The sequence below is a fragment of the Haemophilus sp. Marseille-P9675 genome, assembly GCF_916862695.1.
GTDB classification, from domain to species: Bacteria; Pseudomonadota; Gammaproteobacteria; order Enterobacterales; family Pasteurellaceae; genus Haemophilus; species Haemophilus haemolyticus_K.
Map to the genome: position 1 here is coordinate 153,012 of NZ_CAKASP010000001.1, position 23,197 is coordinate 176,208.

The window sequence follows — 23,197 nt, forward strand, 5'->3', positions numbered from 1 at the left end:
ATGTCATTTACCGTGATTATCCCCGCTCGTTTTGCATCAAGTCGTTTGCCAGGAAAACCTCTTGCTGATATTGCAGGTAAGCCAATGATTCAACATGTATTTGAGAAAGCATTGCAGTCTGGAGCGAGCCGAGTGATTATTGCCACTGATAATGAAAATGTTGCTGATGTTGCCAAACGTTTTGGTGCTGAAGTGTGTATGACTTCGGTTAATCATAATTCTGGTACAGAACGTTTAGCGGAAGTTGTAGAAAAATTAGCGATTCCTGACAATGAAATCATTGTCAATATTCAAGGCGATGAGCCTTTGATTCCACCCGTTATTGTGCGACAAGTAGCAGATAATTTAGCTAAATTTAACGTCAATATGGCAAGCCTTGCAGTAAAAATTCATGATGCTGAGGAATTATTCAATCCAAATGCAGTGAAAGTGTTAACAGATAAAGATGGCTATGTACTGTATTTTTCCCGTTCGGTTATTCCTTACGATCGTGATCAGTTTATGAATTTACAGGATGTTCAGAAAGTACAGCTTGCGGACGCTTACTTACGTCATATTGGCATTTACGCATATCGTGCGGGTTTCATAAAGCAATATGTGCAATGGGCACCGACTCAACTTGAAAATCTAGAAAAACTAGAGCAGCTTCGTGTGTTATATAATGGCGAACGCATTCATGTTGAACTTGCGAAAGAAGTGCCTGCTGTGGGGGTCGATACCGCTGAAGATTTGGAAAAAGTGCGGGCAATTTTAGCGGCGAATTAAAATGTTTGATGCTAAAAAGTTCTTAGCGGATGTCTCTCACGAACCTGGTGTTTATCGTATGTATGACGATAAAGATCAGGTTATTTATGTTGGGAAAGCAAAGGATTTAAAGAAACGTCTTTCAAGCTATTTTCGTAAAAATCTGAGCAGTAAAAAAACAGAAGCGTTGGTGGCGTCAATTCATCATATTGACACCACGCTAACTTCATCTGAAACGGAAGCTTTACTGCTAGAGCATAATTTCATCAAGCTTTATCAGCCTCGCTATAATGTATTATTGCGTGATGATAAATCCTACCCATTTATTTTATTAACCAAAGAACGCCACCCAAGAATTACTTCTTATCGTGGTTCTAAAAAATTTGAAGGCGAATATTTCGGGCCTTATCCTCACGCGGGGGCTGTGCGTGAAACTTTATCGCTTTTGCAAAAACTTTTCCCTGTTCGCCAATGTGAAAATTCCGTTTATTCCAACCGCTCTCGTCCTTGTTTGCAGTATCAAATTGGGCGTTGTTCTGCGCCTTGTGTACAGGGATATGTTTCTGATGAAGAATATAATCAGCAAGTTGAATTAGCGCGCTTGTTTTTACAAGGCAAAGATCAACAGGTGTTAGATTATTTAATCGGTAAAATGGAGCAGGCAAGCAGAAATTTAGATTTTGAACAGGCTGCTCGTTATCGCGATCAAATTCAAGCGGTGCGTTCAGTTATAGAAAAACAATTTGTATCCAATGAGCGTTTAGATGACATGGATATTATGTCTATCGCTTACCAACATGGTTTAGCCTGCGTACAAGTGATGTTTATTCGTCAAGGAAAAGTGCTAGGCAATCGCAGTTATTTCCCGAAGGTTCCCGCCAATACAGATTTATCAGAACTTACCGAAACTTTTGTAGGGCAATTTTATTTACAAGGTCATCAAGGACGAAGTATCCCGAATAGCATTATTGTCGATCGTCAATTATCTGAAAAACCAGAGCTTGAGCAACTTCTTACGGATCAAGCAGGCAGAAAAGTGACAATTCAAGAAAGCGTAAAAGGCGATAAGAGTAAATACTTACAGCTCGCACAAGTTAATGCTAAAGCGGCTTTAAATGTACAACTTAAACAATCTTCACGAATGTCGGAGCGTTATCAAGCGTTGTGTGATCTGTTAAATCTTCCTGAAATTAAGCGTATGGAATGTTTCGATATAAGCCACACGATGGGAAATCAAACGGTAGCATCTTGTGTTGTCTTTAATCAAGAAGGTCCACTAAAATCTGATTATCGTCGTTTTAATATTGAAGGCATTACTGGCGGGGATGATTATGCTGCGATGGAACAAGCGTTACAGAAACGTTATGAGCGTGATTTAGAAGAAGATAAAATTCCCGATATTATTTTTATTGATGGTGGAAAAGGACAGTTAAATCGTGCGATGAAAGTATTCCAACATCTTCAAGTAAAATGGGATAAAAATAGACCGCACTTAATTGGCGTAGCAAAAGGTATGGATCGTCGAGCAGGGCAGGAAGTGCTGATCATCAGCAAACAAGACCGCGAAATTCATTTGCCTGATGATAGTTTGGCATTGCATTTGATTCAACACATCCGTGATGAAAGCCATAATCACGCAATAAGCGGACACCGTAAAAAACGTCAAAAAGCCTTTACACAAAGTGGTTTAGAAACCATTGAAGGTGTGGGCGCTAAACGTCGTCAGGCTTTACTGAAATATCTTGGTGGTTTACAAGGTGTGAAAAAGGCAACCTTAGATGAAATAGCCTCTGTGCCTGGAATTTCCCTTAAACTTGCCGAAACGATTTTTGAAACGCTCAAAAACGATTAATCAATTATCTCTTAAATGTAAATAACGATTGCTTTTCATCATAAAGCCATTATGATCCGCACTTTCGGATTTATTTAACTCTATTATAGGAAAAATTATGTTTGAATGGATTACCGATCCTGAGGCGTGGGTATCACTTGCGACACTTGCCGCGTTGGAGATCGTTTTAGGGATCGACAATATCATTTTTATTAGCATCCTAGTTGGACGTTTACCTGAACGACAACGCCAGTCTGGTCGTATTGTTGGACTTGGTTTGGCAATGATAACAAGAATTTTACTTTTAATGTCACTTGCTTGGATGATGAAGCTTACTGCACCGTTATTTACTGTGTTTAATCAAGAAATTTCTGGGCGTGATTTGATTTTATTAATCGGTGGTTTATTCCTGATTATAAAAAGTTCTGGCGAAATTAAAGAGGCGATAAATCATCAAGAACACCATGAATCGGAAAGCAAAAACAAAGTGAGTTATCTTGGTGTATTAATTCAAATTGCTGTGCTAGATATTGTATTTTCTTTAGATTCTGTCATTACCGCGGTAGGTATGGCAAGCCATCTTCCTGTTATGATTTTTGCGATTATTATTGCCGTGGGGGTGATGATGTTTGCGGCAAAACCAATCGGCGATTTTGTGGATACACACCCAACGTTGAAAATTCTGGCTTTAGCCTTCTTAATTTTAGTCGGAATTAGTTTAATTGCGGAAAGTTTAGATATTCACATCCCGAAAGGTTACATTTATTTTGCAATGGGATTCTCTGTTGTGGTCGAAATGATAAATATTCGAATGAGAAAACGGATGAAATAGAAGATTAAAAATAATTTAAGGGCTGAGTTCTGTTATTTGAGGAACTTGGCCCTTTTAGTTTATTTAGTTAATTTTTATATAACTAAACCATCTATTCAGTTCCATTTCAACATAAAGCAGACTCTTTTAGTGTGATATTATTTCAACAAAAGTTTTATTTGAAAGAGGACATAATGAAATTACAACAATGGGTTAAACAATATCAACTAGGTTTACTTTTTCAGCAAGGTCAATTTGGTTTAGAAAAGGAAAGTCAACGTATTGACGATAAGGGAAATATTGTAACGACGCCTCATCCACGTGTATTTGGTAATCGTTCTTATCATCCCTATATTCAAACAGATTTTGCCGAAAGCCAGCTTGAGTTGATTACGCCACCAAATACTAAACTGGAAGATAGCCTACGTTGGCTTTCTGCAATTCATGAGGTGGTGTTGCGTTCTTTACCTGAAAATGAATACATTTTCCCATTTAGTATGCCAGCGGGATTACCACCAGAAAATGAGATTCAAGAGGCGCAGCTTGATAAACAGGAAGATGTTGAATATCGCGAGCATCTGTCTAAACAATATGGTAAATACAAGCAAATGGTAAGTGGAATTCACTACAATTTCCAACTGTCATCTGAATTTGTGAAAGCTATATTCTTGTTGCAAGATGAATATACTCATCTTAAAGATTTTCAAAATGCCTTATATATGAAATTGGCTAATAATTTTCTACGCTATCAGTGGATTTTAGTCTATTTACTTGCAGCAAGTCCGACAGTGGAAGCAAATTATTTTTCTCGAAATGGTGTACTGAATTTTCCTTTGAAAGAGGGGCAGTTAGTACGTAGTTTACGTTCTAGTCCCTATGGTTACGTTAATTCATCTAATGTTGTGGTGAATCATGATAACCTTGAAAATTATGTAGAAACATTAGAGTTTCAAGTTAAATCTGGTCATTTGATTGCAGAAAAAGAATTTTATTCTAATGTTCGTTTACGAGGTTCGAAAAAAGCTCGTGAATTGCTAGAAAAAGGCGTTCAATATGCAGAATTTCGTTTGTTTGATTTGAATCCACTTGAGCCATATGGTATCAGTCTAGATGATGCAAAATTTATTCATATTTTCTTATTAGGAATGTTATGGCTTGATGAGACAAGTGGTCAAAAAGAAGTAGAGCTTGGTAAACAAAGATTATATCAAGTATCTCTTGAAGATCCTCGCGAGCAAACAGCATTTAGAGAAGAAGGTGAAGCAATATTAAGCCAAATTATTGATATGTTGAAAATTATCAATGCAGATGAAAGAGCGGTTAAAATTTCGGAAGAAAAATTGGTGCAATTGGCAGAACCAAGTCTAACAGTAAATGGAAAATTGCTCAAAGCGATTGAGCAGGAGGGAAGTTATAAAGCCTTGGGGGTAAAACTTGCGAAGCAATATAAAGCTCTAGCTTTTAAACGTTTTTATGCTTTATCTTCATTTGATAATATGGAACTCTCCACTCAGGCTTTATTATTTGATTTAATTCAAAAAGGTGTTACGACTGAAATTTTAGATGAGAATGATCAATTTCTTGCGCTTAAATTTGGTGAACACCTTGAATATGTTAAAAATGGTAATATGACTAGCCATGATCAATATATCTCTCCATTGATTATGGAAAATAAGGTAGTGACAAAGAAAGTATTATCAAAGGCTGGTTTTAATGTACCAAAAAGCTTGGAATTTACATCGATTGAACAGGCCGTTGCACATTATGCTTTATTTGAAGGACGCTCTGTTGTTATTAAACCAAAATCCACAAATTATGGTTTAGGTATCACAATTTTCAAACAGGGTGTGACACATCGAGATGATTTTGTCAAAGCGATTGAAATTGCTTTTCGAGAAGATAAAGAAGTGATGGTTGAAGATTATTTAGTTGGTACAGAATATCGCTTCTTTGTTTTGGGGGATGAAACGCTTGCAGTGTTGTTGCGTGTGCCTGCAAATGTTATAGGTGATGGAAAGAACACGGTGCGTGAATTGGTCGAGATAAAAAATGCGGATCCTTTACGGGGAGATGGTTCTCGCTCACCTCTCAAAAAGATCGCTTTAGGTGACATAGAATTATTACAGTTAAAAGAACAAGGATTAACACCAGATAGTGTACCTCAGGCCGGCCAAATTGTGCAGTTACGTGCTAATTCTAATATCAGTACGGGAGGGGATTCTATTGATATGACTGATAAAATGCACGAGAGTTATAAACAGATTGCTGTAGGAGTTGCTCATGCAATGGGGGCTAAAGTTTGCGGGGTCGATTTAATTATTCCTGATTTAACAAAACAAGCTGAACCATCCTTAAACTCCTGGGGAGTAATTGAAGCTAATTTTAATCCAATGATGATGATGCATATTTTCCCTTATCAAGGTAAATCAAGAAGATTGACTAAGAACGTTATTAAAATGTTATTTCCAGATATAGAAATGTAGTATCAAATTAAGCGACAAGAAATAACCGCACTTTAACTAATTAAAGTGCGGTTAATAAGAGACATTTACGTTATATGTGTTGAATTAATATACACCCTGTGCCAACATGGCATCCGCAACTTTAACAAAACCTGCAATATTCGCTCCTACCACATAGTTAATATTTTGTTGACCTGCGATAGAACCATATTTTTTGCAGTTAGAATGAATATCTAACATAATACGATGCAATTTGGCATCAACTTCTTCTGCTGTCCAATATAAGCGTTGGGAACTTTGTGCCATTTCTAAGCCAGAGGTCGCTACGCCACCAGCATTGGCTGCTTTACCTGGACCAAATAATACACCAGCCTCTAAGAATGCGTCTGTTGCTTCGATAGTAGTTGGCATGTTTGCACCTTCAGCGACTAATTTCACACCATTTTTAATCAAGGCTTTCGCATCTAAAATCTCTAATTCGTTTTGGGTTGCGCAAGGAAGAGCAATATCGGCTTTCACTTCCCAAGGGCGTTTGCCTGCAAAATATTGAAGACCAAATTGTTTTGCAAATTCTTCTACTCGACCACGTTTTACATTTTTGAGCTCTAATAAAGCCTCTAATTTTTCACGATCAAATCCTTCAGGCAAATACACATAACCTGCTGAGTCTGAACAGGTTACGACTTTCGCACCAAGCTCCATCGCTTTTTCAATCGCATATTGTGCCACGTTACCTGAACCGGAAACTAAAACCGTTTTACCTTGGAAGCTATCCCCTTTCTCAGCAAGCATTGCTTGGGCAAAATAAACCAATCCATAACCGGTTGCTTCTGGACGAATTAAGCTCCCACCGAATGAAAGACCACGACCGGTAAAGACACAAGCCGCTTGGTTTGATAATTTTTTCATATAGCCTGCAAGATAACCGACTTCACGACCACCTACACCAATATCACCGGCGGGCACATCTGTATCTGGGCCAATATGACGATACAATTCGGCCATTAAAGCTTGACAGAAACGCATCACTTCAGCATCTGATTTTCCTTTAGGATCAAAATCTGATCCCCCTTTCGCACCACCCATTGGCAATGTGGTTAAGGCATTTTTAAAGATCTGTTCAAAACCTAAGAATTTTAAAATCGATAAGTTAACGGATGGATGAAAACGCATTCCCCCTTTAAAAGGACCAATTGCACTGTTGAATTGTACACGGAAAGCCCGGTTTACTTGAACTTGGCCTTTATCATCAGTCCATGCCACACGGAATTGGAATGCTCGCTCTGGCTCAACTAAACGCTCTAATAAAGCTTCTGAACGGTATTTAGGGTTTGCTTCCAAGAAAGGCCAGATTGAAGTGAAGACTTCACGAACAGCCTGTAAAAATTCAGGTTGGTGAGCATCTCTTTGAGCGATTTTCCCAAGAAATTCGTCTAATGATGTAATTATTGTCATAATGTGTTTCCTCTATTGATGTTGTATTTTTCTGTATGTATTTGAATCACCCTCTAGATGGGGCTTAATGACAATATGTAACGAGAGACTTAATATTGCAATATTTATTGTGATAAAAAGATAAAAAGAGAATAAAAAAAGCAAGAAAATTAAATTTTCTTGCTTTTTTTTAAATAAAATCTAAATTATTAATCATAATATTATGGTTTTACTTATTTTTCCCTTCTAAATAAAGCCATTCTGCGACTTGTTTTGCAAAATAAGTCAAAATTCCGTCGGCACCAGCTCGTTTGAAGCAAAGTAGTGATTCCATAATACATTCTTTTTCTTTTAGCCAGCCATTTTGAATGGCTGCCATATGCATTGCGTATTCACCTGAAACTTGATAAGCGAAAGTGGGTACGCCAAAATGTGTTTTTACGCGATACACCATATCTAAGTATGGCATACCAGGTTTTACCATGACCATGTCAGCGCCTTCTTGTAGATCTAATGCGACTTCTTGTAAACCCTCATCTCCATTTGCAGGATCAAGTTGATAAGTTTTTTTATCACCGCCTTTTAAATTACCTGATGAGCCGACAGCATCACGAAATGGTCCATAATAATTAGAAGCATATTTGGCAGAATATGCCATAATTTGTGTGTTAATAAATCCTTTTTCTTCTAATGCTTGTCGAATACGGCCAATACGACCATCCATCATATCACTTGGCGCAACAATATCAGCGCCTGCTTCAGCATGAGAAATAGCTTGTTTGATAAGAATATCAGAGGTGATGTCGTTAAGAACATAGCCGTCTTCATCAATAATTCCATCTTGTCCATGGCTTGTATAAGGGTCAAGTGCAACATCTGTTAATACCCCTAATTCTGGATAAGCATTTTTTAATGCTCGAACTGCGCGTTGTACTAGACCGTTTGAATTATAGGCTTCTTCTGCCATTAGAGATTTTTTATCTTGTTCAATTACAGGAAATAATGAAATGACAGGAACACCATATTTAACTAGTAAACCTGCTTCAATAAGAAGTTGATCGATAGTTAGACGTTCAACACCTGGCATAGAGGGAACAGCCTCACGATAGTTTTCACCTTCAAGAATAAATACCGGATAAATAAGATCGTCTACGGTGAGTTTATTTTCAGCCATTAAACGACGACTAAAATCATGTTTACGTAAACGACGTAGGCGGCGGGTAGGAAATCCTGTAAAAATTTGTTGAGTCATATTATAGTCCTTTTTCTTATATAATGAGAAAGGGGGCGATGCCCCCCAATTTATTATTCCATTTTATTTGGTTCTTCAGTATTTTCAACTGCACTTTCATCTTCTTTTGGCTGATAAAAACGAGCAACTAATAAACCTAATTCAAATAGAAGAATCATTGGTACAGCAAGTAGCGTTTGTGAAAATACATCGGGTGGGGTTAGAATCATTCCAATAAAAAATGCACCGACAATGATATAAGGGCGTTTTTCAGAAAGGGCTTTTACCGTTGTTACACCTGTCCAACAAAGTAAAATAATAGCAATTGGGACTTCAAAACAGACGCCAAAAGCTAAAAATAATGCCAATGCGAAATCTAAATAACTACTAATATCTGTGGCAATTGCGACACCTTCAGGTGCAGTTTGGGTAAAAAAGCTAAATACAAAAGGAAACACTACATAATAAGCAAAAGCCACCCCACAATAAAAAAGAATAGTGCTTGAAAATAACAATGGGTAAATCATTCTTTTTTCATGTTGGTATAGAGCTGGTGCAACAAATGCCCAAACCTGGTAGAGCAAATAAGGAACGGAAATAAATACTGCGACGATTGCCGTTAATTTAATAGGTGTAAAGAAGGGGGTTTGAATATTTGTTGCGATCATTGTTGCGCCTTTTGGCATAACGTTAGTTAAGGGAGCTGCAACAAAATGATAAATATCATTTGAAAAATAAACGAGCGCAACAAATACCAATGCAACGCAAATCACACTGCGTAAAAGACGGTTTCTTAATTCAACAAGGTGTGTAATTAGGGGTTGAGATTCATCCACATTACTCATACAAATTCCCTATAATTCAGATTTTTTCGATTGAGATTTCGATACAGGTATGACTTCGATATCATCAGGGGGATAGTAATCAGATAGGCGTTCCGTGAGTTCTGCCTGCTCGTGAGCATCAAGCGTGGTTAAATCAGTGAGTTGATTTTCTTCTTTCGGCAAAATTTCTGATGAATCCACTGCTACTACAGCATCTTTGGATTTGTCCCCATTTTCTGCCACATTTTTAATTTCTTTGATTTGTTCTTCTACTGTCGTGCCTGCTTCAGCAGCTTTGGCTTCCAGCTCGGATTTCATTTTATCTGCTTGTGCTTTTAATTCTTCTACCGTTTTACTTAATTCTGGAGAAAGTGTTTGTAAATTTAAAGATTCAGCTTTTTTAATGCTATCTTGTAATTCTTGTAATTTTAGTTCTTGTTTTAATTCGTTTTGCACATTGGCAGCTAAGCCGCGAATGGTTTTTACCCAACCCATAACTGTACGAATAGCCACGGGCAAACGCTTAGGGCCTAGCACCACTAAGCCCACCAGCATCAATAAAACAAGTTCGGAAAAACCAATATCAAACACGGTTATGCCTGTTCTTTATTTTTTACAGTTTCAGTTTTTTCAGAGGTTGTCGTAGCGTCTTTAATTTGGGTAAACTCAGCATCTTTTTTAGGCTCGTCATCAGACATTGCTTTTTTAAAACCTTTTACTGCTGCACCAAGATCAGAGCCCGCATTGCGTAACTTTTTAGTACCAAATACTAATAAAATCACGACTAATAAAATAATCATTTGTGCTGGGGATAAACCAAACATAGAAAAACTCCGTTAGAATTAAATTGAAAATTTGGGCTTGAATATACTCTTTTTATGCATTGGTCTCAAGAGGTAATTTTAAAAGTGCGGTCAAAAAGAAGGTTATTTTCAACCGCACTTTAGTCTTATTATTCAGCCAGTTCTGTTTGCTCATGCGCCATCAATTCTTGCCCCACATCATCTAACAAACTTAAGTAGCGTTCATAATGTTTCAACATATCAGCAATCAATTCGTCTTGATCCATATATTGCACATCATAACCCACTCGACCATCAAAGAAATAGGTGTATGGCTCATAGGTCCAACTATGTTGGATATGTGGCAAGTTATCATCATTGATTAATTGCTCTGATACCTCGCGACCAATAGATTTTACCCCGTACATAAAGTCTCGCATCAACTCTTTCTGAATGACTAACTCGACTGCAGGCTCATCTTGATCAAATAACGTGTTAATTTGCACGCTCAAGTCATATTTGCTAATCAATTCTTGGCGTAATTCTCGCATAGCCGGTAATACCGTATGCTTAAGGAATCGCAAAATATCTTTTTCTTGCGTTTGGTTCATCATTTGTTCCAAGCGTTCTTTCCACTTATCCCCTGTCCAGAAAATACTGGTTGGATTAACTTTGGTATCAAAATATTTTTTGTCCGCATTCAAGCCTTTCCATAAACTAAAACACATCAATAACATCAACGTTGCGAAAGGTAACGCCACTAACAAGGTCATTGTCTGTAGATTAGCTAAGCCACCTGATTGCATTAAAACAATTGCGACGACTGACATTAATACACCCCACATCACGGCCTGCCAACGAGGTGCTGCAAGGCTTTTATCGCGTGATGCAATGTTATTTAATACATAAATACCGGAGTCTGCCGAGGTGATAAAGAATAAAGAAATCACCACCAAACTCACTAAACCGGTCACACCAGAAAGCGGTAAATAATCTAAGAATTTAAAAAGCAACGTTTCAGGTGAGGAAATCATTTGTCCTAACGTACCTGCAGCTTCACCATCATTCAACCAAATGGCCGTATTACCAAATACGGTAAACCACAAGATACCGAACATGCTAGGAATTACCAGCACGCCAAAAATAAATTCGCGAATGGTACGCCCTTTCGAGATACGCGCAATAAATAAACCTACAAATGGCGCCCAAGAACACCACCATGCCCAATATAGAATTGTCCAACCGCTAAACCAGTCAGTATGTTCTTGTTCATACACATAGGTTTTGAAGCTTAATTGTACTAAATTGCTGAGATAAGTTCCGATGTTGTCGCTAAAAGCAGATAATAAATAAAGTGTCGGTCCCGCCACTAACACGAAAATCAACAAACAGAAAGCTAGTGTTAAATTCAGCTCACTTAAGATTTTTACCCCTTTTCCTACGCCAGAAATCGCGGAAAATGTCGCCAAAGTCATCACCACAGCAATCACAATAATTTGCAAGCTGAAGTTATTTTCACTAATCCAGCCTAATTGATGTAAGCCTGCACCCAATTGTGATGCTCCAAAACCTAATGTCGTGATAACACCAAATAAGGTGGCAAGTAACGCCATAATGTCGATAAGATCGCCTAACTTGCCATTAATACGCTCTTTCAATAACGGATAGAAACAAGAACGTAATGCCAAAGGTAATTTGTAACGGAATCCAAAGTAAGCCAATGCCAACGCAATCGTGCCATACACCGCCCACGCATGAATTCCCCAGTGGAATAAGGTGTGTAACAAGGCCTCTTGTTGTTTTTGTTCTGCTGTACCCGCGGTAATATCAGATAAATAATGCGTTAAGGGTTCGGCTACACCAAAGAACATCAACCCTACACCCATGCCGGCAGCAAATAACATTGCCAACCAAGAGAGAAAACCGAATTCAGGCTCTTCTTCATCATTGCCTAATTTGATATTACCTAGGCTACTGACCGATAAAATGACTAAAAAGCCCAAAAATACTGAGAATGCTAATACGTAAAACCAGCTAAAGTTGGCAAAAATGCCCGATTTGGCGGCATTTAATAAAGTTTGTGTTTGTTCCGGTGCGATTAAAATCATTGCGACAAGTAACACCACAAAAAATAACGTTGTACCAATCACCAAAGGATTGAACGACGTTTGCTTTTCCATAAATTTAGATAAAGACAACGCTTTCCCCTTAAAAATTAAGTGAATAAAAATAAAATCAGATTAAATAAAACAAGGCCTTAAGCCCTAAATGGTGCGATGGAACCATCGCAAATGACAGCACGGAGAAGTGCGATTTTGAAGGAAACGCTCAGTAGAATATGAAGGATTGTTTCCAAAATTTCATTTATTATATCAAAAAGTAATAATTATTTCAAATTAGAAAAATATCGATGGTGTTTAAGTTGTATTTTTGACTAATATAATGAATTACAACACTTGCTCAAACAAGACGGTAAAAGAAAACGTTTTATTTAATGTGTTATAGATAAAACAATTTCTTAATGCAGTTTGAGTGAGGTGAGCAAATGTTTGATCATCTAAATCAGATGAAATAAAAATCTTGATTTTACAATCTGTTATTTGGGGTTGTTCATTATAACCGCGAACACCCAGTAAGGTTAAAGGATTGGCGAGGTTGAGCCAAATTTTTCCTTCCATTTCTACAATGTCAGCACGTTGTTGAGCAAAATGCGCTTTTACACTACTCAAGATGCCACCTAGAATAGAAACGGCAAAATAATCCACCGCACTTTTTTGTAATGATTGGTTATCGAAATTGACTTGTGAATAGAGCGAAATACTGTCATTCGGTGTGAATAATTTAATTTCTTCTCCGCGTAATACGGCTCGATATTTCGCTGTAAAACATTCACTTTCAGGTACGTTATACATAACGTTCCCTCAATATTGATTTTGCCTCATTTAATACGTTAAGTTTGGCTTCAATAATATCAAAACCATTTAAAGGGCGGTTAGAAAAAGTGGCAAATCCACAATCTGGATTTAGCCAAATTTGCTCTGGTGGAAGGTAATTTAAAGCTTTTTCCGCTCGTTGAACAATCTGATCTACGGTTTCCACCTCATCAGAACGAGGATTGATGACGCCTAAGCCTAAAATACATTTTTGTCTTAAGATTTCACTTTCTAACAATGAACTTAATTCTCCCGCTCTTGGCGTAGAAAATTCGAGCATTAAAATGTCAGGTAATGCCGATTCAAATAAATCCACTAATGATGTATAAGGTCCGCGCAGTAATACGCTTTCATCTTTGCTCCAGTTGCCACGGCATACATGTAATGCCGTTTTGATATTTTTATTTCTTGCATACTCAAAGATTTGAGTAATTAAACTTTTTGCAAACTGTAGTTCTGCTGCAAAATCTTGTTTTTCGCTTAACGCCGCACACATAAATGAACGTGTTTGATGATGGCTAAAAATAACTTCTGTCAAAACAGGCTCATCAAATTGAACTACGCTTACGCCTAGCTCACACAAATGATCAATTTCTTGCTTTAAGATAGCAACAACATCTTTTGCCATTTCTTCTTTTGATGAATAATGTTGCCCAGACACAGGCGAAAGCCACATGGAGCGAGCCATTAAGTAAGGCCCTGGCAAGGTTGCTTTAATTAGCTGCTTAGTTAGATTTTTCAATAGCAACATTTCATCTGCGACTAAAGATTGTTTGTAGCTGATTTTTCCTACGCAAATAGCATTTTTTATGGAAAGTGCGGGAACATCCAAGGTTTCTAGCATTGACTCAAAAATTTGCTTTTCTTTAATGTGATCGAGCATTTCACTCATGCTCATTAAGGTTGCACCTTGAATTTTTTGTGCAATAAAAGAAAGGTAATTGTCGCGAAGTAATTCGCCACTCGTGATAATATCAATGCCAGTTCGTTGTTGAAGTTCGACAATTTGTTTTGTTTCTTGAATAACTAGTTGATTAAGTTCTGCTGTGGTTATTTTTCCAAGTGCATGTTTTTTACGCGCCATTAAAAGTGCTTGGCTGCGAGGCATAGAGCCTAAAAGGGAAGTAGTGAAAGGTTTCATAGAAAATCCACAATGATGGGCGTTTATTACACGCCCATCATGACATATTGATCTTAAAAGAATTTTAAATATTCATTGGCAGCTTGTAATTGAGCAAAACCTTTTGTTCTGCCCGCAACCCAACGTTTTAATCCTTCCAAATCCATCATTTCTTTATGTTCTGGATTGTTGTAATCCATTTTGAACAAGGTTTCGGTGAATGCATTGAATTTGGTTTCATCTAATCCCACGCGCCCACTAAAAATACAATGATCAAATGATGGTGTTTTTGCAAGTACACGGACTGTTGCTGGATCGAGCGTGCCATCTTTTGTCCAACGTTCAAAGTTGAAATCTAACATCCATGTTGCAGAGACTTGGCGATCTTTTAATGCATTGGCTGCATCTAATTCACCGCCTACATGATCACCGTGCAAACCAACACCTACATCAAAGCGTTTTTCTACATAATCTTGACCAAATTCCAAGCCATGTTGATGTAAAAACTCGATTGGAATTAACCGCGCTTGTGGGGAATCAATTGCACCAAAAGCAATAGTTTTATTTTTTAAATCTTCAATAGATTGGATAGTTGGATCATTAACAACTAAATAGCTTTGACGATCTTGATCGGTATCACGCATGGCACCATTTAAGGTTTTACCGCCACTACGTAAGTAACCATCTAACCAAGCTAGGGGAGAGTTCCATGCCACATCAATTTCATTATTGAGTAACGCATTAACTTGCCCTTTGTAGTTTTTGAAGTACACGGGTTCAATAGGGAAACCTTCTTTTTCGAAAAAGTCTGCAATAATTCCCCAAATAACCGTCACTTGTGGGGCGTAGATGACCGCCCCAATTTTTAATTTCTCACTCATTTTTCACCGCACTTTATGGAATTTGTTGACCTGTAATGGCTTTACCTAACCAAATATTTAGCACATCGACACTTGGCGCCATCACTTGACTTGCTAATGCATCGCGTAAATAGCGTTCCATTGGCCCCATTTTGTTATAGGCCTTACCACCGCCAATACGCATACCAATTTGTGCAAGGGTAATCGCATTTTCGCTCGCAAGAATTCGGGCAGCTAATAATTTAGCTAATGCATCTGCATCACCTTCTGTGGCTGCACGAGCCGCATCTCGTGTGGCACATGCAGCAGCGTTTGTGTTTGCATAGATTTTAGCTAAGTGAATTTGCACGGTTTCGATTTCTGCTAATGCAGTGCCAGATGTGTATTTACGGTGTGTTGAATGTTTAATTGCCTCAGTAAGCACGGCTTTGCATACGCCGCTATAGACAGCAGCTAAGCCACAAATAAAGGCAGGTGCAATGCCACCAAATACTTGTTCTGCGCCTGCGCCAACTTCGCCAATGCGCCAGCTACGATCTAATGGCATATCGGTCATTCGCATAAAGCAAGAGACATTGCTACGCATACCTAAGCCATTCCAGCTATCGGCTTCAAAAGTTAAGCCTTGAGTGCCAAGTGGAAGCACCCAGTTATCAATAGTTTCGCCATTTTCGGAAGGCAAAAGCGCTAAATAATAAGAAGCATAATTGCCCGATGTCACCATGGATTTTAAGCCATTGAATACTGCATGTTCAGCATTAAATTGTGCGGTTGCATCGGTAATATAGAAGTGAGTACCTGTGCCTAATTCACTATAGGCGAGTGCGGCAAAGGTTTGATTTTGAACAATGTCAGAAAAGATTTTTTGTTTGAGTTGATCGCTGCCGAATAGATTTAAACAATTCACTGCAACGTTACTCATCATGTAACAGAGACCAGCAGAGGCTGAACTTTCAGCTAATGCCATACAGACTTCAGCGTGTTCTTTCAGGGTTAATCCCATTCCGCCGTATTCTTTCGGAATTAAAAGTGAAAACCAACCGGCTTTACCTAATTCCTTAAATGCCTGAACAGGAAATTCTTTTTTTTGATCGAGTTCGTCGGCGTAAGGCTCAATAAACTGTTCCGCTAACTTTCTCACCTGAGTATAGATTTGCGACATAATATATCCTTATTGTGTGTTGAGAAAAACTTTCTACGAGGCGGATATTATTATGCTCAGTTTCTTTTTTCTAGTATTTAATTCAAAATAATTTCAGTAATGTGACGTGGATCAAGAAAAAATCTGGCAAGCATTTTCCCATGTGACTTTTTTAATCAATTCAGCAGGTTCATTTCTTAAGGCACAAAGGGCTTTGAAACTTTCCACAATACGTTCTGGTCGATTAGGTTGGCCTTGAAAACCAAATACTGGCATATCTGGACTGTCTGTTTCCAACACTAAGGCATCAAGTGGTAGTTTTGCAATCGCTTGACGAGTTTTATTGGCGCGTTCATAAGTGATAGTGCCGCCAACCCCGATTTTATAACCCAAATCAACAAAGCGTTTTGCTTGATCGTAGCTTCCTGAAAAACCGTGTACCACGCCAAGTTTAGATAATGGAATACGTTTTAAAAAAGTAAAAATTTGATCATGGGTTTTTCGACTGTGAATATTGACGGGTAAATTAAATTGCTTTGCCAAATAAAGTTGGCTTTCAAAAAAATGACATTGTTTTGCCCAAAGTTCATCGGTGAGCAAATCGGGAATCGCGCGTTCCAAACCAATTTCTGCCACCGCCGTGTAATTTGCATCACGATTTTTTAAGGCTTGTTCTAACAGAATCAAATCATTTTCGGCGTGTTCTTGAATATAAAGAGGATGTAACCCAAGCCCATAGCGCAAATTATCAGGAAAAAGTGCGGTCATATTTTGGATTGTTTTAAAATCAGCTTCTTTCACTGCCACAATCAGTATTTTTTGCACATCGGCTTGCTTAGCATTATCAACAAGCTGTGATAAAGGCTCCCCAGTAAATTGTTGGAGATAATCAAGATGCGTGTGAGTGTCGAAGAAAGGCATGAGCATTTTCCTTTAGGTCGATAAAAAATGGCGGAATTCATCCGCCATTCACCATTATTCTACTGAAACCGATGTAATCACTACATCTTCAGTTGGAACATCTTGATGAAAGCCTTTGTTGCCTGTTTTCACTTTTTTGATTTTATCGACAACATCCATCCCTTCAACCACTTCACCAAATACTGCATAGCCCCATTCTTGAACGACTTCGCGGCCAAACATTTCTTTTGAACGATAATTTAAGAAATCATTGTCTGCCACGTTAATGAAAAATTGTGCTGTCGCTGAATGTGGATCTGACGTGCGCGCCATTGCAATGGTTCCACGTTTGTTACTTAAATGATTGTTCGCTTCATTTTGGATTGGTGCTTTGGTTGCTTTTTCGCGCATACCGCTTTCCATACCGCCGCCTTGAATCATAAAGCCATCAATAACACGGTGAAAAATTGTGTTATTATAAAAGCCGTCTTTGCAGTAATTTAAGAAGTTTTCTGCTGTAACTGGAGCTTTATCAAAATCCAATTTAATTTTAATGTCGCCAAAGTTTGTGTGTAACGTAACCATTTTGTTTTCCTTCTGAAAAATTAAGGGTCGTATTATTCCACAATCGAGGTAAAAGTGCTATAAAAGTGCGGTTTGTTTTTATTTCATTTTACGAGCTTAAAAATGCTAAAAATTTTCAATACCTTAACGAGAGAAAAAGAAATCTTTAAACCTATCCACGAAAATAAAGTGGGAATGTATGTTTGTGGCGTTACTGTTTATGATTTGTGCCATATCGGTCATGGACGCACTTTTGTGTGTTTTGATGTGATTGCCCGTTATTTGCGTTCTTTGGGTTACGATTTAACTTATGTGCGCAATATTACGGACGTAGATGACAAAATTATTAAACGTGCGTTAGAAAACAAAGAAACCTGTGATCAGCTAGTGGATCGCATGGTGCAAGAAATGTATAAAGATTTTGATGCACTTAATGTATTACGTCCTGATTTTGAACCTCGCGCGACTCATCATATTCCTGAAATCATTGAAATTGTGGAAAAATTAATTAAACGCGGACATGCTTATGTTGCGGATAATGGCGATGTGATGTTTGATGTGGAAAGTTTTAAAGAATACGGCAAATTATCTCGTCAAGATCTTGAGCAATTACAAGCTGGTGCACGTATTGAAATCAATGAAATCAAGAAAAATCCAATGGATTTCGTGCTTTGGAAAATGTCGAAAGAAAACGAACCAAGTTGGTCTTCTCCTTGGGGGGCAGGGCGTCCAGGTTGGCACATTGAATGTTCTGCAATGAACTGCAAACAACTTGGTGAACATTTTGATATTCACGGTGGTGGCTCTGATTTAATGTTTCCTCACCACGAAAATGAAATCGCACAATCTTGCTGTGCGCATGGTGGTCAATATGTGAATTATTGGATCCATTCCGGCATGATTATGGTGGATAAAGAAAAAATGTCGAAATCCCTCGGCAATTTCTTCACTATTCGTGATGTATTAAATCACTATAATGCAGAGGCTGTACGTTATTTCTTATTAACGGCACATTATCGTAGCCAGCTCAATTACAGCGAAGAAAACTTGAATTTAGCGCAAGGTGCGTTGGAACGTTTATACACGGCTTTACGCGGAACGGATCAAAGTGCGGTTGCTTTTGGCGGAGAACATTTTGTAGAAACTTTCCGTGAAGCAATGGATGATGATTTTAATACGCCAAATGCACTTTCTGTTTTATTCGAAATGGCGCGTGAAATTAACAAGTTAAAAACAGAGGATTCTGAGAAAGCCAATGGACTTGCCGCTCGTTTGCGTGAATTGGGGGCGATTTTAGGATTACTTCAACAAGAACCAGAGAAATTCTTACAAGCAGGTTCTAACGATGATGAAGTAGCAAAAATTGAAGCACTGATTAAACAACGCAACGAAGCTCGTGCAGCTAAAGATTGGGCAGCTGCAGATGCTGCGCGTAATGAGCTTACCGCTATGGGCATCGTATTAGAAGATGGTGCGAATGGAACAATTTGGCGTAAGCAATAACAAGTTTATTGCCTATAGAATCACATTTAGATTCAAAAACTGACCAATGAAGTTGGTTAGAGAAGTGATTGGGTATTTTTATTGAAATTGATAAATGGAAAAAATAAAGGCGACTTTTAGTCGCCTTGCTGAGATTATTTATTTGAGTTTTCATCACATTTATTGATGTCACTACACTTACCGTAAAGGTATAAACTGTGAGCTTTTAATTTAATACCATATTGTTCGCTAATTTCGCGTTGGCGTTGCTCAATAATATTATCAGTGAATTCAAATACTTTTCCGCAATCCTCGCAGATAATGTGATCGTGGTGCTCGACCGGAGCTAATTCAAATACTGATTTATTTCCTTCAAAATTATGACGGATTAAAATGTGTGCTTCGTCAAATTGATTAAGTACACGATAAACCGTTGCAAGCCCAATTTCACTACCTTGTTCAAGTAAAATCTTATATACATCTTCTGCAGAAAAATGCTCATTTTTGTGATTTTGCATTAAAGCAAGAATGGTTAAACGAGGTTCAGTAATTTTTAATCCAGCTTTTTTAAGTAATTTAATGTTTTCTTCAGACATAAAGTTCCCTTCCTTTTATGTGAAAAATTTTAAGCGAGCTCGGCTAAACACATTTCATCGTAAATTTGTTTACACCATTTTTCTACACGTTCTGCTGTGAGTTCAGGTTGGCGATCTTCATCAATACACAACCCAATGAAAGTCCCATCTTCTAATAATGCTTTTGATGCTTCAAAAGTATAACCTTCAGTTGGCCAGTTACCCACAATGATTGCGCCGTGCGGTTCTACGATGTCACGCACGGTGCCGATAGCATCACAGAAATAATCAGCATAGTCTTCTTGATCGCCACAGCCGAAAATACCTACGAGTTTATCTGTAAAATCGATTTCTTCTAACGTTGGGAAAAAATCATCCCAGTCAGCTTGTGCTTCACCGTAATACCAAGTCGGAATACCGAAAAGTAAGAAATCGTATGCTTCAATATCTTCTTTGCTACTTTTGGCAATATCACGAATATCGATTAAGTCATTACCTAATTGTTTTTGGATCATTTTCGCGATGTTTTCGGTATTGCCTGTGTCACTGCCATAAAATAGACCAACAACTGCCATTTTTCTTTCCTTTTAAAATTTAATGAATTGATTATAAATAGGGGATATACCCTAAATTATGTGGGAGTATACTACAAAAGTATTCTCATTTAAATTAATTAATTCTTATTTACAAACCGCTCTATCGCACGTATAACAAATTCAGGCTTTTCAGCATGCACCCAATGCCCACAACCACTAATAGTAAAAGACGTCGCATGAGGAAATTGTTCTAAAATTTTGTCGCTATTCTCTATTTTTATATAAGAAGAATTTCCGCCTTTAATAAACAGCGTCGGCGTGAGTACATGTACCTTTTCCCAATCCATAATGTTAGCGTAATTATTGAAAAGTGCGGTGAGATTAAAGCGAAAATAATTAGGTGAACTGGGCTCAAAAGATTTCAGCATAAATTGCACAACATCCTGATCGTCAATTTCCTTTTCTAAGAGTGGTTTTGCCTCTTGACGAGTTTGAGGGGCTGCATTTTTTACAGCGAATAAGCCATTAAACACATCTTGATGTCCAAATCCTTCGTAAGGCAGGGGAGACATATCAATTACAATTAATTTTTCGACTAATTCAGGGCAAAGTGCGGTGATTCTCATGGCGGTTTTTCCCCCCATAGAATGGCCAATTAATATCACTTTGGGTAAATTTAAGTGGCGAATGACTGCAATAACATCTTCAGCCATAAGTTGATAAGTCATTTTTTCCGAATGAAAACTATGTCCGTGATTGCGCAGATCTACGCGTAAAATATTGTAATTTTCGCTAAAAGCTCTGGCGATGATGCCAAGGTTATTCATATCCCCGAACAAACCATGAATAAAAACTAAAGTTGGAGAATTAATCGTTTGTTTTACTTGATTAAATTGATAATTGAGCAATGAATTTGCCATAATTTTTGCGTGAGAATTTGTAAAGAAGTCGCTATAATTAAAAAAATTCTAGCAAACAGAGAGAAAAAAATGAAGATCATTGAAGTTGATGAAGAATTATACCAATACATTGCGAGCCAAACCCGCTCTATTGGGGAAAGTGCTTCGGATATTTTACGCCGTTTGCTTAATTTACCGGCACATGCGAGTGTTTTCGCCGATGACTTAACATTTGTTCCGGCTGAAAATAACGAAAAAACAGAATCAAAAGTGGAAGTACTGACTGAACCTGCTAAGTCAGAAAGTGTAAAACCGACCAAAAAACAGCCGATAACTGCGATTAATCAGATCGTAGAAAAAGTTCAAACGTTGTTGAACTCGACAGAATTTCAAGAAGAAGGCAAAGCTGTTACGCGTTTCTTAGCTATTCTACGCGTGCTTTATCGCACTAATCCTGAGAGTTTTGCACAAGCCACAGAATCTTTACAAGGCCGTACTCGAGTTTATTTTGCGCGTGATGAAGCGACATTGTTAATGACCGGCAATCATACAAAACCCAAACAAATTCCAGATACGCCTTATTGGGTTATTACTAATACAAACAGCGGTCGTAAAATGCTGATGTTGGAAGGCGCAATGCAATCAATGGATTTGCCTGAAAGTTTAATTGACGAAGTGCGGGCATATTTCACGGTAAATTAATGATGTATCCTTGGCAAGCATTTGCTATCCAACCTAAGTTTTCTCATAAAATCGCCTTGCGCACTGCACAGGGCGATATTTTTAATTGGGCGCAAGTAGCCGAGAAAGTGAACCAAACTGTTTCCTTTTTACAAAATAAAGGTGTAAATCCTGAAAGTGCGGTTGCTTTTATTGGAAAAAATACAGAAAACATTTTATTTTTATATCTTGCCACAATCCAATTTGGTGCAAAAATTCTAGGTATTAATCCGGCTTTCCCTCAAGAAAAAATTGCTGAGTTGTGTGAAGTTCATCACATCGATTTTTGTTTTTATGATGAAGATTTGAGGGATTTGCCAAAAGCCGATGTTGTAATCCAAAAAGCTGATTTCTTTCGCCCTGCGACAATGACGCTCACGTCTGGCTCGACAGGTTTGCCAAAAGCGGTAGTACATAATGTTCAAGCGCATTTAGATAATGCGAAGGGCGTATGCGAATTGATGAAGTTTGATAGCGAACATTCTTGGCTACTTTCCTTGCCGTTATATCATGTTTCAGGACAAGGTATTGTTTGGCGTTGGTTGAGTTGTGGTGCTGAATTGCATTTTCCGAAAACGGATTTTTACGCTTCATTATTGGAGGCGACTCACGTTTCTCTTGTACCAACACAATTACAGCGTTTATTAGATTATTTACAGAAAAATCCGAGCATTTCATTTGCTACACGCCATATTTTACTGGGCGGTGCGCATATTCCGACAGAACTTACACAAAAAATGGTGAAATATGGTATCGAAACGTATTCTGGTTATGGCATGACAGAAATGGCGTCTACGGTTTTTGCCAAAAAATCTGATGAAAAACAAGGCGTAGGCCAACCGTTATTAGGTCGAGAATATCGTTTGGTGCACGATGAAGTTTGGCTAAAAGGCGCGGGTTTGGCAATGGGGTATTGGAAAGAACGACAAATTTTTCCATTAACGAGTAGTGACGGCTGGCTTCAGACAAAAGATAAAGGTATTTTGCAAGAGGGCGAGCTGGTTATTATCGGACGACTTGATAATATGTTTATTTCTGGCGGTGAAAATATTCAGCCAGAAGAAATAGAGCAAGTGATGCTGAAAAATTCTATGGTGAAACAAGTTTTTGTTTTACCTAAAGCCGATCATGAATTTGGCTATCGCCCAGTTGCGATTGTTGCTTTGAATGAACCCTTTAATCAAAGTGCGGTCGAAAAACTCACTGAATTTTTACAAGATAAATTGGCTCGTTTTAAACAGCCAATAGCTTATTATGAATTGCCAGTAGATCTATCTGCTGGCGCAATAAAAATATCACGTAAAGTGCTTGCCGATTGGTTAGCAAAACAAATAAACGAACAATAAAA

General features: G+C 38.0%; 22 protein-coding genes. 7 read left to right on the plus strand and 15 right to left on the minus strand.

The window, feature by feature from the left end:
- The 4 genes from kdsB (at nt 1) to gshAB (ending at nt 5,869) form a co-directional block, all read left to right on the plus strand.
- Nucleotides 1–765, plus strand: coding sequence for a 3-deoxy-manno-octulosonate cytidylyltransferase (gene kdsB, locus LIX50_RS00745; RefSeq protein ID WP_048954163.1), 765 nt, complete (start codon nt 1–3; stop codon nt 763–765).
- Nucleotide 766: 1 nt separating this feature from the next.
- Entirely contained in the window at nt 767–2,596 is a 1,830-nt protein-coding gene (uvrC, locus tag LIX50_RS00750) for an excinuclease ABC subunit UvrC (RefSeq protein WP_140523054.1), read from the plus strand.
- A gap of 97 nt (nt 2,597–2,693) precedes the next feature.
- A complete protein-coding gene (locus LIX50_RS00755) occupies nt 2,694–3,407 on the plus strand; it encodes a TerC family protein (protein WP_048954161.1) in 714 nt (237 codons plus the stop codon).
- A 173-nt stretch (nt 3,408–3,580) separates the two neighbouring features.
- Nucleotides 3,581–5,869, plus strand: coding sequence for a bifunctional glutamate--cysteine ligase GshA/glutathione synthetase GshB (gshAB, locus tag LIX50_RS00760; protein WP_048954160.1), 2,289 nt, complete (start codon nt 3,581–3,583; stop codon nt 5,867–5,869).
- 84 nt (nt 5,870–5,953) lie between these two features.
- Here the strand turns inward: gshAB and gdhA are convergent, their stop codons facing one another.
- The 12 genes from gdhA to LIX50_RS00820 form a co-directional block, all read right to left on the minus strand.
- Nucleotides 5,954–7,303: an NADP-specific glutamate dehydrogenase gene (gdhA, locus tag LIX50_RS00765; RefSeq protein ID WP_048954159.1), complete on the minus strand. Its 1,350-nt coding sequence runs from the start codon at nt 7,301–7,303 to the stop codon at nt 5,954–5,956.
- A 208-nt stretch (nt 7,304–7,511) separates the two neighbouring features.
- Nucleotides 7,512–8,534 carry a porphobilinogen synthase gene (hemB, locus tag LIX50_RS00770; RefSeq protein WP_048954158.1) on the minus strand — a complete coding sequence of 341 codons (1,023 nt, stop codon included), beginning with the start codon at nt 8,532–8,534 and terminating at the stop codon, nt 7,512–7,514.
- A 53-nt stretch (nt 8,535–8,587) separates the two neighbouring features.
- Complete coding sequence (tatC, locus tag LIX50_RS00775) at nt 8,588–9,358, minus strand: twin-arginine translocase subunit TatC (protein WP_048954157.1); 771 nt, start codon at nt 9,356–9,358, stop codon at nt 8,588–8,590.
- Nucleotides 9,359–9,367: 9 nt separating this feature from the next.
- Nucleotides 9,368–9,928 (minus strand): Sec-independent protein translocase protein TatB, encoded by a 561-nt coding sequence (tatB, locus tag LIX50_RS00780; RefSeq protein ID WP_048954156.1) that lies wholly within the window; start codon nt 9,926–9,928, stop codon nt 9,368–9,370.
- Between the two features lie 2 nt (nt 9,929–9,930).
- Nucleotides 9,931–10,161 (minus strand): twin-arginine translocase TatA/TatE family subunit, encoded by a 231-nt coding sequence (gene tatA / locus LIX50_RS00785; RefSeq protein WP_048954155.1) that lies wholly within the window; start codon nt 10,159–10,161, stop codon nt 9,931–9,933.
- A 128-nt stretch (nt 10,162–10,289) separates the two neighbouring features.
- Complete coding sequence (locus LIX50_RS00790) at nt 10,290–12,317, minus strand: BCCT family transporter (protein ID WP_048954154.1); 2,028 nt, start codon at nt 12,315–12,317, stop codon at nt 10,290–10,292.
- Between the two features lie 249 nt (nt 12,318–12,566).
- Nucleotides 12,567–13,031, minus strand: a complete 465-nt coding sequence (locus LIX50_RS00795) for an OsmC family protein (protein WP_048954153.1) — start codon at nt 13,029–13,031, stop codon at nt 12,567–12,569.
- Nucleotides 13,024–14,193 carry a cobalamin-independent methionine synthase II family protein gene (locus LIX50_RS00800; RefSeq protein ID WP_048954152.1) on the minus strand — a complete coding sequence of 390 codons (1,170 nt, stop codon included), beginning with the start codon at nt 14,191–14,193 and terminating at the stop codon, nt 13,024–13,026. The genes LIX50_RS00795 and LIX50_RS00800 overlap by 8 nt, the downstream gene beginning before the upstream one ends.
- Nucleotides 14,194–14,246: 53 nt before the next feature.
- Entirely contained in the window at nt 14,247–15,053 is an 807-nt protein-coding gene (locus LIX50_RS00805) for a phosphate/phosphite/phosphonate ABC transporter substrate-binding protein (RefSeq protein WP_111407181.1), read from the minus strand.
- 13 nt (nt 15,054–15,066) lie between these two features.
- Complete coding sequence (locus LIX50_RS00810) at nt 15,067–16,194, minus strand: acyl-CoA dehydrogenase family protein (protein WP_111407182.1); 1,128 nt, start codon at nt 16,192–16,194, stop codon at nt 15,067–15,069.
- Nucleotides 16,195–16,305: 111 nt separating this feature from the next.
- Entirely contained in the window at nt 16,306–17,094 is a 789-nt protein-coding gene (locus LIX50_RS00815; RefSeq protein ID WP_111407183.1) for a TatD family hydrolase, read from the minus strand.
- Between the two features lie 54 nt (nt 17,095–17,148).
- On the minus strand, nt 17,149–17,658 hold the full coding sequence (locus tag LIX50_RS00820) for a peptidylprolyl isomerase (protein ID WP_111407184.1): 510 nt from the start codon (nt 17,656–17,658) through the stop codon (nt 17,149–17,151).
- A 102-nt stretch (nt 17,659–17,760) separates the two neighbouring features.
- Here LIX50_RS00820 and cysS point away from each other — a divergent pair, with 102 nt between their 5' ends.
- A complete protein-coding gene (cysS, locus tag LIX50_RS00825; protein ID WP_111407185.1) occupies nt 17,761–19,140 on the plus strand; it encodes a cysteine--tRNA ligase in 1,380 nt (459 codons plus the stop codon).
- Nucleotides 19,141–19,274: 134 nt separating this feature from the next.
- Here the strand turns inward: cysS and fur are convergent, their stop codons facing one another.
- The 3 genes from fur to LIX50_RS00840 form a co-directional block, all read right to left on the minus strand.
- Nucleotides 19,275–19,715 carry a ferric iron uptake transcriptional regulator gene (gene fur / locus LIX50_RS00830; protein ID WP_048954146.1) on the minus strand — a complete coding sequence of 147 codons (441 nt, stop codon included), beginning with the start codon at nt 19,713–19,715 and terminating at the stop codon, nt 19,275–19,277.
- 29 nt (nt 19,716–19,744) lie between these two features.
- Entirely contained in the window at nt 19,745–20,269 is a 525-nt protein-coding gene (fldA, locus tag LIX50_RS00835) for a flavodoxin FldA (RefSeq protein ID WP_005646497.1), read from the minus strand.
- Between the two features lie 98 nt (nt 20,270–20,367).
- Nucleotides 20,368–21,150, minus strand: coding sequence for an alpha/beta fold hydrolase (locus LIX50_RS00840; RefSeq protein ID WP_048954145.1), 783 nt, complete (start codon nt 21,148–21,150; stop codon nt 20,368–20,370).
- Between the two features lie 69 nt (nt 21,151–21,219).
- Here LIX50_RS00840 and seqA point away from each other — a divergent pair, with 69 nt between their 5' ends.
- Both seqA and menE read left to right on the plus strand, forming a co-directional pair.
- Nucleotides 21,220–21,831: a replication initiation negative regulator SeqA gene (seqA, locus tag LIX50_RS00845; protein WP_048954144.1), complete on the plus strand. Its 612-nt coding sequence runs from the start codon at nt 21,220–21,222 to the stop codon at nt 21,829–21,831.
- A gap of 2 nt (nt 21,832–21,833) precedes the next feature.
- Nucleotides 21,834–23,195, plus strand: coding sequence for an o-succinylbenzoate--CoA ligase (menE, locus tag LIX50_RS00850; protein ID WP_048954312.1), 1,362 nt, complete (start codon nt 21,834–21,836; stop codon nt 23,193–23,195).
- The last annotated feature ends 2 nt before the right edge of the window (nt 23,196–23,197 follow it).